Raw genomic sequence first — 12,440 nt, forward strand, 5'->3', positions numbered from 1 at the left:
CACATCCTTGGTACTCGGAGATTTACTCTCAAGTCCTTCAGGATGTAGTTAAGCGCGTTAAGGTAACATTCGACCGTAGCAGTAGCCGGATTGTCTTGGAAGCCCACACTGTACTCGGTACTCCGAGTCAGTGATGGGAGTTGTCACAATATTGCAGATGCACGCCCGGAGCATCCGCCTTCAGGAGTGGGGTATTAACAGAACCTGAGTAGAGATTTCGAGACTTAAATCTAAATCTTGATATAGACTGAGCATGATTCCTAATCCTGATTCCTCTGTGTCACCTAAATTGAAATCTTTTGGCACCATTCGACCCATTGGGGCAGCTGCCCTACAGGGTATTGCTTTTTGGGGAGAAAAATTGATTGCAATTGATGGCACAAGTGGCTATCTGTTGCAAATTGACCCCCAAACTGACAATACCAAAATTTTGAATTCATCGCCGGAGCTAGATTTTGCCGATGCGACGGGTTTAGCCATCGTGGGGGATACGCTGTGGTTGACCTCGAAAGAGAGAGTGTACTATTGCCAACTCGGCGGCGATCTGCAGCTTCAGCATTTCCTGACATTGCCCTACACCGCCAATGGTGTCGCACTTAAGGGCTCGACAGTCTATATCACCTGTCAAAAAATGGGATATATTCTGATTTACAGTCGGGATACTGGGCAGGAGATTACCCGCTTATATGCCCCAGGAATTGGCATGGAGAACATTACGGTACGGGATGAAGAACTTTGGGTTTCGGATCAGGAAGAACAGACGGTTTACTGTCTTGATCGCGCCACCGGAAACATTATCTTCAGCGTTCTGACTCCCTTTGAGAATCCCACAGGCTTAACGTTCTACCGAGATCCCCAAACCAATCAGGAGATTCTTTATATCGCCTATGCGAGCGAAGAACCCTACATCCGTGATAACCCCAACGCTCAACCCAACCACGAATTACAATATCGCGATCGCACTTTTATTCATCCCCTCTACTTTCACTACAATGCCGAGGAACGCTATGCCCTCTCCAATGGCTATTTAATTGAAATGTCTTACGTTGAGGAACTATCCCCTCTAGAAGACGTAGCCCTACAGGACGTAGAATGGCGCATCGCCTTACCCTCAGAAACCTTACGCCAAAAAATCCGCGCCATTGAACCCATTGGGATTCCCTTCACCGAAGAAATCCAAGACAATCAACGTGTGGCGGTGTTTAAATTCGATACCCTCGCCCCCGGAGAACGGCATTTATTTGGCTGGAAGGCGCTTCTAGAAGTCTGGAGTATCAAATATCGCATGACTCCCAGAGATTTAGAAGATCTACCAGAGTTGCCACTCGAATACAAATCCCGCTACTTGGTGGATGATGACGAATTAGCCATGGATAGCGAAATCATCCGCCGCGCCGCCCGTGAAGCTGTAGGTCGGGAAACGAATTTATTGCGACAAATGTATAGTATTCGCAATTATGTCTATGACCAACTCGCTTACGGAATCAAACCCCATATCGATACCCCAGATGTCGTTTTAGCGCGAGGGATTGGTTCGTGCGGGGAGTATCTCGGTGTCTTGTTAGCCCTATCCCGTCTCAACGGGATTGCCTGTCGTACCGTTGGTCGTTACAAATGTCCCGCCCATGCTGATCAACGAGACATTCCCTTACAACCTGATTTTAATCATGTTTGGATGGAATTTTACCTACCAGGATTTGGTTGGGTTCCCATGGAATCTAATCCAGACGACACCCGCGAAGGTGGACCTTACCCCACTCGGTTTTTTATGGGACTGGCTTGGTATCATGTAGAAATTGGCAAAGAAATTACGTTTGAAACCCTGACCAGTAAAGGCGTTCCGGTTAATAAGGAAGAGGTTTCTATTGGGGATCTGGCGATTAATCATGTCCGATTCAAAATTCTTGATGAATTACCGCCTCTGGGGGGATAGTTTTCAGGGATGTAGGGGCGGGTTTCACTATTATCGTTTTGGGTTCATCCAGATGTGACTCGCGCCCGCCCCAACCAAGTTTTGAGTGGGCAGCTATAAATTATGGATATGACAAAGGGCGAATATGGAAGTTATTCCAGCTATTGATTTACTCGAAGGTCGTTGTGTACGGTTATACCAAGGCGACTATGGGCGATCGCAAGTTTATAGTGAAAACCCGGTGGAGGTGGCTAAACAATGGGTTGACCAAGGGGCAAGTCGGTTACATCTGGTTGATTTAGATGGGGCGAAAGCGGGTCATCCTGTTAATACCAAGACGATAGAAGCCATTGTCCAAGCGGTATCAGTTCCCGTAGAAGTCGGGGGAGGATTGCGCGATAAGGAAGGTGTCAGCCAACTGCTTTCTCTTGGCGTTCAGTACGCGATTTTGGGAACGGCGGCGGTTGAAGATCATCCCTTAGTCCAACACCTGTGTTCTGAATTTCCCGATCGCATTATTGTTGGTATCGATGCGCGAAATGGACAGGTAGCAACGCGGGGATGGCTAGAAACATCAGAAGTTACGGCGACTCAACTGGCACAGCAAATGGCTGATTTGGGTGTATCGGCAATTATTTATACAGACATTCAGCGGGATGGTACACTCACAGGACCCAACCGCGACGCCCTGCGAGAATTAGCTAGTCATGTCTCGATTCCAGTTATTGCTTCTGGGGGTGTGAGTTCAATTACGGATTTATTGAGTTTACTGGCTTTGGAACCCTTAGGCGTGATCGGTGCGATCGTGGGTCGCGCCTTGTATACTGGCGATGTTTCCCTCAAAGAAGCCATTCAAGCCGTGGGACAAGGACGCCTTCAGGATATTCCTCCAGATTTGGGATCGTCTTCATTCGCATAAATTAACAGATGGGACGCTGACCTAGGGGAACAGCATGAACATATTCGCTACCAGAGGCGGGCCATCCCCGGCGGTAAGAGGCTTCTTCTGGCTTGCCCCAGCCAAGCTGGAGGATGATTTCCAGAATCTGGGAATTCCGATAATGTAAAAGGTTAACCCATTCCGTCATTGATGCGATCGCGTCCACATCCTCAGGCTGAATTTGGCGATAGTCTTTGCCGAGACGGATGCTGAGGTACAAGTCCATACCCTGAGTAACCTGTTGCCAAAACTCCAAGATTGCATCTTTGGCAGCTTTGATAATCTCTATGTCATGGGTTAATGCCACTAACTGATCATCAACAGCCGGATATCGCAGTGTTTTTCCTTTGAGGGTTAACTGTCGCCAAACAATACCCGAAACCTGATGTTGTTGCTGGTAGTGGTGAACCGCCGCTTTAAAATCTCGATAGGCACTAAATTTTTGAATGCCATCAGATTTGAGAAATAGGTCAATCACAGGATTTCCCGATGCTGAAGCGGCTAGATTCAGGCGCTGACCATTCATACAGGCGCGACGTTCCTCTGCCAAGATTTGGATCAGTTCCTTGGTGCTGTAAACCCGTGACATCAGATGTGCGATTGAGCGGAGTAGCTTGGGACAGCAGGGATGCTCCCGGTGCAGGGGAAAATTGAGATAGGTACTCTGCCAAAACTTGAATTACTTTATAATTGCATATTTTGGATACTTTTCCCCAAACTCTCACAGAGCATTAATTTTGGCTTAATTCCGTATTAATCTCGTTAATCGGTCGCCGTTTTAATTCTGGGGATTCAGAACGGGGAAGTAAGTCAAACACCTCCCGAAAGACATCATCAACTTTTTCGTAGCTGAGTTGTCCCATTTCATTCAATCTCACCTCACCCTCTTGGTCAATGAGAACGGTTTGGGGAACTAACCCTTCATAATAGTAGCCCGGTTGCATTGGGTTATCACTGGGTTTGTCGTACAGAGTATCCACGCTAACCGGGATAAAACTCGCCGCCCGTCCATAAGGCGCTTGTAACTGGGACACCACTGTAGAAAATTGCTTACAATCTTTGCTGTCATCAATGTAGAACACCAGCAAGGCAGGTTTATGGGCTTTCATAGAGTCTGCCAGAGTGACGCGGGGTGGGACGAGGGAACCATTCCCGGCATAGAGGGCAAATATATTGCCGTCAAAGTGGTCATCATTGAGTTCGGCTAGGGCTGATGGTGTTGATAACAGCAAACAGCCGAGGACAGCAATCAGAGTGACCAGACATTGGGCAATGAGACGTTTGTAAGAATAGCGATTGGTTAGATGTTGACTGAGAACGGGTAATGAGTCAAAGGTCATATTACAGTTACAAAGTTAGTTTAGATGAAATTCCCTGTCTTTGATTATCTCTGATTGGCTGACGAGTTCAAGCGATCGCGTGAACTAAACTGCGTTATTATCATGCCAGCGCAATAAAGTCAAATAGGTAGAATAATATACTGACTAGCCATAAATAGGTGAGCTTTGGGCGACAGCCCCGCGCTCTACCTGTCAGAGTGAGCGTCGGGAAGGATAGCCCGACAATGAAGCGGAGCGCAATTGTCAATCTGGGGTGTTCTGTTTTTCGACATAAGATTTTAATTGGGAGACAGTGACCCCTCCGCAACTAGCAATGAAGTAAGACTCATTCCATAAAACTGATTTCTTGAAAACTTTAGCTAAATCTGGGAATTCTGACCTTAAGCGACGGCTGGTTACAGACTTGATATTCCCAACGAATTTAGGCAACTCTAGCTGTGGATAATATTGAAACAGCAAATGAATGTGGTCTTCCTCTCCATTGACCTCAATTATTTTGCACTCCCATTTGCAACACAACTCCCACATTAATTTCTGGATTCGCTCAATCATTTGTCTGGTAAAGATTTTGCGACGGTATTTTGTCGTCAAAACCAAATGTGCCTTTAAGTCGGAAATCGATCTTCCGCTTGAAACAAAATCATTCTTCATCTAGTCAACGTACCTAATATAGGCTACGCTGATTCTAACAGACCAAGAAAGACAATGATTATCTCCTACCAGTACCGCCTCAAGCCAAATTACGAACAACGCTCTCGTCTGACTCGTTGGCTCGATATGCTGCGCTATCAGTACAATTGGTTACTGGCACAGAGGTTTGATTGGTGGGAGAACAATCGTAACTCCGTTAATGCCTGTCCTTTGGTTTGTAGTATTGCTCAACCAAAAGAGCAGCCAGAATACTATGGGCAGAAACGTTCGTTGGTTCAGTTGAAGCAGGAACGTCCCTGGTATCAAGATATCCATGCCCATGTACTCCAGGATGTTGTTAAGCGGGTTAACTTAGCCTTTCAGCGATTTCTCAAGGGCGATAGCAATGGGAAGCGTAGTGGAAAGCCTCGATTTAAGGGGAAGAATCGCTATCGGACAATGGCTTTCCCGTCAATCAAGGCTAGACGGAAACTTAATCAACGTATTGCCAGATTGCATCAACGCATTGCTCTTCAACGCAAACAATGGCATTACGAACTAGCTGGAAAATTGCTAGACAAAGCCGATGTTATCTTCGTCGAAGATCTCAAAGTCTCCAATATGGCTCGTCGTAACAAACCCAAACAGGATGAAGAAGGGAATTTTCTACCTAATGGACAATCTCAAAAGTCAGGTCTGAACAAAAGTTTTGCCGATGCGGGAATAGCTGGATTCCTCAATGAAATCTTGCCTTACAAAGCTGAAAAAGCTGGTAAGCAGGTCATTAAAGTGAATCCTGCGGGTACATCTGAGCATTGTGCGATTTGTTTGAACCGAGTCTCTAAAACTCTATCGGATAGGTGGCATGAATGTCCTCATTGCGGTGCTTCCATGCCACGAGATCTGTGTTCGGGTATTTTAATCAAGAAAGTGGGGTTGGGCATCGCCTCACTCAAAAACGCGAAGTCTCGGAAACGGGATGGAGAAGCCCGCACTTTATCCGAAGGATAAGTGTCGGGAGTATGTCACTAGATAGCCTAGTATAAGCAAGAGCGAACCGAAAAGCTGCCCCGTCTGGGAGGAGTGTGGATGTGAGTCGATCAGTGCTAGATCAAGTGCGCCTGGGTTTATCGGTAGGCGCAGCTAAAACCGTTACCTCGTTGGTGCGAGGATTCCGTTTAGGGGCAGCTAGTGTATTACCAGGGTCCATTGCCCGCAGAATTCAACCTCATGCTTTACCGTTGCTTTTGGCACAGGTGAGGCGTGGGGTGATTCTGATTGTGGGGACGAATGGGAAAACTACGACAGCTTTATTGTTGCGGACTCTGTTGGAGCGTCAGGGGTGGCGAGTGGCGCATAATGTCACGGGTGCGAATTTGATTAATGGCTTGGTGACGGCGTTGATGGAGCATACCAATGTTTTTGGTTTGCTGGATGCCGATTATGCCATTTTAGAAGTGGATGAAAATATATTACCCTTGCTCTTGCAGGATTGCCAGCCCCAGGTGATTGTGGGCTTAAATCTATTTCGTGATCAGCTCGATCGCTATGGGGAAGTAGATACGATTAGTCAGCGCTGGATGGACGCGATCGCACCGCTTCCTGCCCAAACACGGGTGATTTTGAATGCTGATGATCCGACTCTATGTTATCTCGGTCAGCAGTTATCGCAAACGGTGCGATTTTTCGGTTTAAATGAACCTGATCGCTATCTGGAAGAAATTCCCCATGCCGTAGACTCGATTTACTGTCCTAGTTGCGGTTATCCTCTGGATTACAAGGGGGTTTACTTGTCTCATTTAGGGGACTACCATTGCGCGAGTTGCGGCTTTAAGAAAAGTTCCTTAGCGGTAAATAGTCAGGATTGGCCCCAAATCTTAATTGGCATTTATAACAAATATAATACCCTGGCTGCTGGATTAGTGGCAGAGGAATTGGGTATTGAACGGGCGGATATTTATGATACGGTTAAAACCTTCAAGGCAGCATTTGGACGAGCCGAGGAATTAGAGGTTCAAGGGAAGAATGTGCGAATTCTGTTGTCGAAAAATCCGGTAGGAATGAATGAAACCATCCGGGCGGTGCATGACATCCAAAAACAGGGGGGCGCATCGACAAAGTTAGTCGTATTGAATGACCGTACCCCAGATGGAACCGATGTGTCTTGGATTTGGGACGTGGATACCGAGAAGCTAGTGGCGTTAGGCGGAACGATTGTGGTGAGTGGCGATCGCGTTTATGATATGGCATTGCGCCTCAAGTATTCTCAATCTGAGGCAGAACATCCTTGTGAGTTAATTATTAAAGAGGATTTACAAGAGGCGATTCAGACGGCATTGGCACATACACCTACAGATGAAACGTTGCATATTTTACCCACTTATTCTGCCATGTTAGAAGTGCGAGGATTGTTGACCGGACGGCAGATTTTGTGAGTTGTCCTTGGTGATGAAGGCATCTGACCAAAACAGTGATTTTAGCTTTTTTATGGTAGCCAGTTCATCTCTAATAATTGGTCGAGGGTATAAGGGCAGTTTTCGGGAAAATCCACCTCATATCCGGTCTTTTGTTTCACGTAGTTTAATGCTTTTTCATAAATTTTGACTTGGTTTTCTTGGAGGTGATTTCGTAAGTTTTGGGTTAAATCTTCATTGATTTGGGTTCTAAAGCTCATAATTTCTGCTTGCCAGTGATTTGCATTATAATCATGTTCTGCCGTCCAATATTGCCAAAGTAGCAAATGCCGGATAATCTGTTCTAGAAACCTTTCAACTGTTTTTTTCTCTCGCCGACTCAAGTCTTCCAACTCCTCAATTAAATGTTCCTTGTCCAACTCATTGAATCGGTTTTCTTTTAACAAACTAATGGTTCGCGCTAACCATTGGTCATATTCAACGTCATAAAGTGATGTTAAGTTCATGTTCACCATCATTTTTACCTCTGCGAGCATGGGAAGCCTGTCATGGGACAGCACACAATGTCCAGGTTAAGCTGTTGTCGTTGGATCTAGAATGCAGGTAATTCTATTATCATAAACGACTCTCACTGACCGAACAGGACTTGGACGAGCAAAAGGGTGAGTAGAATGACGCGATCGCACGGAGTATCATCGCGCTGCGACAATCCAAGCGGCGGCTACAATTCCCCAAATCGCGTTAAACACAATAACGAATAATGGTGTTGTTATCCCAAGCTGAAGACCGAGAAATCCTTTGCCCCCTGTGGGAAAAAAGTATAATAATTGTGCCAGCGTTGGACCCAGGGAGACAATTAAACCCTGCCAAATGATTCGTTTTCTGGCGTTACCTGTACTTTTAAGCGGCACAAAAAATAGTAATCCCCAAATAGCCCCCCAAGTTAAACGCGGATATAACCAATTGGGTGTAAGGGTTGGTGCGATTTGAGCCCCAAGGGCAGTGGTTAATCCTATGCTTCCAGCTATCCAGACGGCTAAACTGTTTACCAGTGCGCCAATTGCTCCTGCGGTTAGATAGAGTGAGAGTTGTCTGATGCGATTCATCAGTTTCTAGCTTATAGCCTTAAAGTTTTTGTAAAATGAATTGACCTCCAGGCATTTTCCTAAGTAATACGTCACGCGGATTTTGCCCCTTGCGGAAAATTTTTCTATATAGGCGTTTAACTAGAAGCATATTTTTCTTAAACTCGCTATTTATGTAAATTGCTACTTAAAGTAGCACAGTAAAGGAAAAACAGCAGGGTTTAGGGAAAAGTATAACTAAAACTTTTAACGAGCGTGAGATTTGATTTAATATTTGTTGCTTAACAGAGCTTAACAGTCCAAAAAAATGTGAGAATTATTTGCAATAAGCAACGAAATTGCGTCGATTCAGCCATTCGTCTATACTAATAATGGGCGTTTTTTATATGCCTTTTTAGGTAAAGTCGCCTGATCGTAAGCTGAAACTGTTGATTTTGCGTCAAAAAGCTGTACTCCTCGCGCTCAGACCCGTTGGGGTTCGACCCATGTATTTTTGTAAAAATCAAAATCTTTTTTTGACAAAAAGCAGTAAAAGTGGTATTTGATTTCATGTTCTGTTTCATGACTTATGAATAAGTTATCGGTGGGGAGGGCGGGTTTTGTTGTTCCGTTAGTGGTGACTAGCTGAATTGATTCCCTAAACCCGCCCCTACAATTGACTTATAACTTCTTTCCGTTTCCGCTCCAGTCAGGCTGTAAAACTTAGATAGACATGAACCAAAAACGATGAATCCCGAACACCTAGAACTAACGATTGGCTGGCTATACCCGACCCTGATGAGTACCTACGGCGATCGCGGCAATGTGATCTGCCTGCAACAACGCGCTCAATGGCGGGGGATTCGGGTGAATGTCCTACCGCTCGATCAGCAAATCCGGGCTGACCAATTCCACCAGGTCGATGTGTTTATGGGGGGTGGCGCCCAAGACCGACAGCAGGAAATTGTCATGCGGGACTTGCGGGGGGCAAAGGCGGATGCCTTGCGGGAGAAACTGGAAACCGGAACCCCTGGAGTGTTTACCTGCGGTTCCCCGCAACTGTTGGGTCACTATTACGAACCCGCCTTGGGTCAACGGATTGAAGGATTAGGGTTATTGGATTTTGTCAGTAAGCATCCCGGACTCGATGCGCGTCGGTGTATTGGCAATGTCGTCTTTGAGTTAACCGCCTCTCCCCTTGCCCAAGACTTAGAACAGATGCTGGGACGCAAGCCGATTGTGATTGGCTTTGAAAATCATGGCGGGCGTACCTATTTGGGGAACGTCTCCCCCCTGGGTAAGGTGGTGAAAGGCTACGGGAATAACGGCGAGGATGGCATGGAAGGAGCATTTTATCGAAACGCGATCGCAACCTATTCCCATGGTCCGCTGTTGCCCAAAAATCCCTTTATCGCCGATTGGCTGATCCAAACTGGATTAAAACAAAAGTACCAAACCCCTATCACATTGACGCCCCTAGATGATACGTTAGCTAAGCAAGCACGGGCAGCGATGTTAAAACGCCTCTCGCTGACCAACCTGGCTCAAGAACCCGTAAACTGTTGAAATAGGCACTATGCCAATCAACGGCTTAAGTTAGGCTAGAGCCAGCTAAGGCTGGGCTGTCAGTCAAGGGAATGCCATCGTTATCGTAATTCAATTCGCTTACAAAATAGCGAAGGTGAAAGCCATCGCGATTCATCCGAGGGCTGAAGCCGAGCGTATGTAACTAAGCCCTTATTTATTCGACCATTATAACGGTTGCGGGATGTAATATAGAGTACAATATATGTTAGGAGGTGATGCCAATTGTATGGATGCCAACAAGTATTATTAAAGCCGGATGAGGAATTAGCCGCTATCTTAGACTTTATCTGTTCTGAAGCGAACAAGCTAACCAACTGCGGCATATATTATGCGCGGCAATTGTGGTTTAAGCGGCGGCACTTAATTGGTAAATATGACCTGGAAAAAGAATATAAAAATCATAAACATTTCCAGGCGTTGCACTCTCAAGCTGCCCAGCAGGTGTTGCGGTCGGTCAGTGAGTCTTTTAAATCATTTAGGGAATTAACTAAGGCGTTTAAAGATGGCAAGATTCAGGTCTATTCAGAATTGCCAAAGTACCGTAAGAAAGGGGGATTAACAGTAGTTAGCTATCCCAAACAGGCATTAAGCCGAAAGGGTGGAAATCAAGCGGAAAGCGAGTGAAACGTGGGATGTTTCGGACTGCCGCCGGACATATCATTAACGCCGATGGAAACGGGGCAGCGAACATTTTAAGGAAAGTAGAGACACAGCTAAGGTTAAACTTAGCCGAGGTCTGTAGGGCGTCATTGACTGCGCCATCTAGATTATTTATCTGGAACTCTAAAAAGATAAAACGAAGGGATGGCGTTTTAACCCGTCCCGAAGTATCCTTTTAGAATCCCTGGTCATTTATGCCAGGGAGAAGTCAAGCTTAAGAGAAAATTGCAAGCAGGGATATGACAGGAAAAGTAATTGATAGCAGTACTACAGGGATTCTGATTCTCCTACTCCCAATCGCGTTTGTATTTGTCCTGTTGTTTAAGACGTGGCCCTATCTGCTTGCGCTTTTGATCGTGATTATTCTGTTGAAAATTTGGCAACAGTATCGGTGGCTGCAATGGAGTAAGCAAGTCAATCCCTTCTTCAATCAGTTAATCAAAGACAATCAGGGTTGCTTGACGCCCCTAGACTTGTCGATGAAAGCAAATATCTCTGGAGCAGCCGCACAGCGATACTTGGATAGAAAGGCAGAAGAATTTGGGGCGAAGCGTCGAGACTACGAGGATAAAGGCATCGTTTATTACTTTCTGACTGCCAATGCACTGGGAAGTATCTTTGAAAGTAGTGAACCGCTACCGGAACAAGAGTATGAATCCTTGACCAATCAAGCCCCAAAGCTGGTTCAATGGCTGATGGAGGATGAGATGGATGAGGAGTCGAGTCCTTCGGAGTCTGAGACTGAGGCAGAAGACATCCAGGAAAAACCCGAATCTCCTCAACAGAAGCCATCACCTCAAGCCAATGATCAGGATACAGAGACTCAGGCTTTGATTCAGGCAGAATTAGCCAAGCGACTCGATGTGCATTCGAGTACTATCGGCAAGCGCAAATCTGACCCAGATTTTGCCCAATGGAGTCAAAGTAAAGATCCAGAAGGAGTCGCCTGGGAATATTCACCGGAGACGAAGGAGTTTTTGCCTGTGGAGGAAGATTCTTAGTCATCATTTGTCATTCGTCATGTAAGGATAAAGACGCGAGTTTATTTAATGAGCAGCTCTCAACCCAACCGAAGAATAGGCGATCGCGAACCGACAGTGTACAATAATCCATTTGGGCTTCATACCATAAAATTATTGCCATGAAGATTGTTCAACGCCTAATTGTGTCTACCCTAGCGCTGTTTTCAGTGACCACACTTCAGATTGCCGCAACAGCTAGACCCCTGAACGAATCGGAGCAAGAAGTCGAAGCTCAGATTCGAGCGGTTATTGAAGCCCAAGACAACGAGGGCTATCAATTGGTATTTCCGCGAACGGTAGCTAGACTCTCTAGAGGAGCGCAAGCACCAAAGACAGTATTTCTATCGCCCAATCGAGAGTACAGTTTCGTTGCCGTTTGCGATAAGAGTTGCGAGGATATCGATCTGATTGTAGAAGATATGCAAGGCAATGTGGTCGCATCTGATATGACCGATTATGCCGTCGCTGTTGTCCCTTTTGTTCCCCCCGCAGAGGATAGGTATGAGATTAATGTAAAAATGAGTAAATGCTCGTCTAGGAACAGAAGTTGTGATTTTGGTTTAGGCGTCTTTGCCAAGTCGAAAGATTAAATCAGAGGGAACAGGGAACACTCAACGGACACCTAGCAGGCTACGTCTGGAACACTCGCAATCTGTAACACACCGCGTTATCAAATTGTACTGGCTTGAAGGCATTATCTAAGTCGTTTCCCCTGCTCCCAGACGTTCCGGTGGAACGTCTCTACAACCCCGGCTTCCCCTGCTTCCCCTGCTCCCCCTGCTCCCCCTGCTCCCCCTGCTCCCCCTGCTCCCCCTGCTCCCCCTGCTCCCCCTGCTCCCCCTGCTCCCTACCCCCACCACAAGACTTATTC

At 46.2% G+C, this 12,440-nt stretch carries 13 protein-coding genes and 2 pseudogenes; 9 read left to right on the forward strand and 6 right to left on the reverse strand.

What is annotated here, in order from left to right; all coding sequences use genetic code 11:
* From ACLGGO_RS33055 to hisA, 3 genes and pseudogenes are all read left to right on the forward strand, one after another.
* Window positions 1-77: pseudogene (locus ACLGGO_RS33055) on the forward strand (RNA-guided endonuclease InsQ/TnpB family protein); the annotation flags it as partial.
* A 176-nt stretch (window positions 78-253) separates the two neighbouring features.
* Window positions 254-1,933, forward strand: a complete 1,680-nt coding sequence (locus tag ACLGGO_RS33060; protein ID WP_446422497.1) for a transglutaminase domain-containing protein — start codon at window positions 254-256, stop codon at window positions 1,931-1,933.
* 124 nt (window positions 1,934-2,057) lie between these two features.
* Window positions 2,058-2,831 carry a 1-(5-phosphoribosyl)-5-[(5-phosphoribosylamino)methylideneamino]imidazole-4-carboxamide isomerase gene (gene hisA, locus ACLGGO_RS33065; protein WP_446339698.1) on the forward strand — a complete coding sequence of 258 codons (774 nt, stop codon included), beginning with the start codon at window positions 2,058-2,060 and terminating at the stop codon, window positions 2,829-2,831.
* 1 nt (window position 2,832) lies between these two features.
* Here hisA and ACLGGO_RS33070 read toward each other — a convergent pair whose 3' ends face one another.
* From ACLGGO_RS33070 to tnpA, 3 genes are all read right to left on the reverse strand, one after another.
* Window positions 2,833-3,441, reverse strand: a complete 609-nt coding sequence (locus ACLGGO_RS33070) for a hypothetical protein (protein WP_446422498.1) — start codon at window positions 3,439-3,441, stop codon at window positions 2,833-2,835.
* Between the two features lie 142 nt (window positions 3,442-3,583).
* Window positions 3,584-4,192 (reverse strand): thylakoid membrane photosystem I accumulation factor, encoded by a 609-nt coding sequence (locus ACLGGO_RS33075; protein ID WP_446422499.1) that lies wholly within the window; start codon window positions 4,190-4,192, stop codon window positions 3,584-3,586.
* A 243-nt stretch (window positions 4,193-4,435) separates the two neighbouring features.
* Window positions 4,436-4,843 carry an IS200/IS605 family transposase gene (gene tnpA / locus ACLGGO_RS33080; RefSeq protein ID WP_446339701.1) on the reverse strand — a complete coding sequence of 136 codons (408 nt, stop codon included), beginning with the start codon at window positions 4,841-4,843 and terminating at the stop codon, window positions 4,436-4,438.
* Window positions 4,844-4,897: 54 nt separating this feature from the next.
* On the opposite strand from tnpA, the gene ACLGGO_RS33085 reads away from it, so the two are divergent.
* Together ACLGGO_RS33085 and ACLGGO_RS33090 are read left to right on the forward strand one after the other, a co-directional pair.
* On the forward strand, window positions 4,898-5,833 hold the full coding sequence (locus ACLGGO_RS33085) for an RNA-guided endonuclease InsQ/TnpB family protein (protein ID WP_446422500.1): 936 nt from the start codon (window positions 4,898-4,900) through the stop codon (window positions 5,831-5,833).
* An 80-nt stretch (window positions 5,834-5,913) separates the two neighbouring features.
* A complete protein-coding gene (locus ACLGGO_RS33090) occupies window positions 5,914-7,257 on the forward strand; it encodes a MurT ligase domain-containing protein (protein WP_446422501.1) in 1,344 nt (447 codons plus the stop codon).
* A gap of 50 nt (window positions 7,258-7,307) precedes the next feature.
* Here the strand turns inward: ACLGGO_RS33090 and ACLGGO_RS33095 are convergent, their stop codons facing one another.
* Entirely contained in the window at window positions 7,308-7,742 is a 435-nt protein-coding gene (locus tag ACLGGO_RS33095) for a DUF29 domain-containing protein (RefSeq protein ID WP_446339704.1), read from the reverse strand.
* A gap of 186 nt (window positions 7,743-7,928) precedes the next feature.
* Window positions 7,929-8,342: a hypothetical protein gene (locus ACLGGO_RS33100; protein WP_446422502.1), complete on the reverse strand. Its 414-nt coding sequence runs from the start codon at window positions 8,340-8,342 to the stop codon at window positions 7,929-7,931.
* A 705-nt stretch (window positions 8,343-9,047) separates the two neighbouring features.
* On the opposite strand from ACLGGO_RS33100, the gene ACLGGO_RS33105 reads away from it, so the two are divergent.
* The 3 genes and pseudogenes from ACLGGO_RS33105 to ACLGGO_RS33115 all read left to right on the forward strand — a co-directional run bounded on the left by ACLGGO_RS33105 (window position 9,048) and on the right by ACLGGO_RS33115 (window position 11,548).
* Window positions 9,048-9,866 carry a type 1 glutamine amidotransferase gene (locus tag ACLGGO_RS33105; RefSeq protein ID WP_446422503.1) on the forward strand — a complete coding sequence of 273 codons (819 nt, stop codon included), beginning with the start codon at window positions 9,048-9,050 and terminating at the stop codon, window positions 9,864-9,866.
* Window positions 9,867-10,109: 243 nt separating this feature from the next.
* Window positions 10,110-10,475: pseudogene (locus tag ACLGGO_RS33110) on the forward strand (RNA-guided endonuclease TnpB family protein); the annotation flags it as partial.
* A 311-nt stretch (window positions 10,476-10,786) separates the two neighbouring features.
* Window positions 10,787-11,548: a hypothetical protein gene (locus tag ACLGGO_RS33115; protein WP_446339707.1), complete on the forward strand. Its 762-nt coding sequence runs from the start codon at window positions 10,787-10,789 to the stop codon at window positions 11,546-11,548.
* Between the two features lie 10 nt (window positions 11,549-11,558).
* On the opposite strand, the gene ACLGGO_RS33120 is transcribed toward ACLGGO_RS33115, so the two are convergent.
* Entirely contained in the window at window positions 11,559-11,690 is a 132-nt protein-coding gene (locus tag ACLGGO_RS33120; protein ID WP_446422504.1) for a hypothetical protein, read from the reverse strand.
* Between ACLGGO_RS33120 and ACLGGO_RS33125 the strand changes: the two genes are divergently transcribed.
* Window positions 11,689-12,159 (forward strand): hypothetical protein, encoded by a 471-nt coding sequence (locus tag ACLGGO_RS33125; RefSeq protein ID WP_446422505.1) that lies wholly within the window; start codon window positions 11,689-11,691, stop codon window positions 12,157-12,159. The genes ACLGGO_RS33120 and ACLGGO_RS33125 overlap by 2 nt on opposite strands.
* Window positions 12,160-12,440: the final 281 nt, after the last annotated feature.

It is taken from the genome of Coleofasciculus sp. (genome assembly GCF_046565525.1).
Lineage (GTDB): Bacteria > Cyanobacteriota > Cyanobacteriia > Cyanobacteriales > Coleofasciculaceae > Coleofasciculus.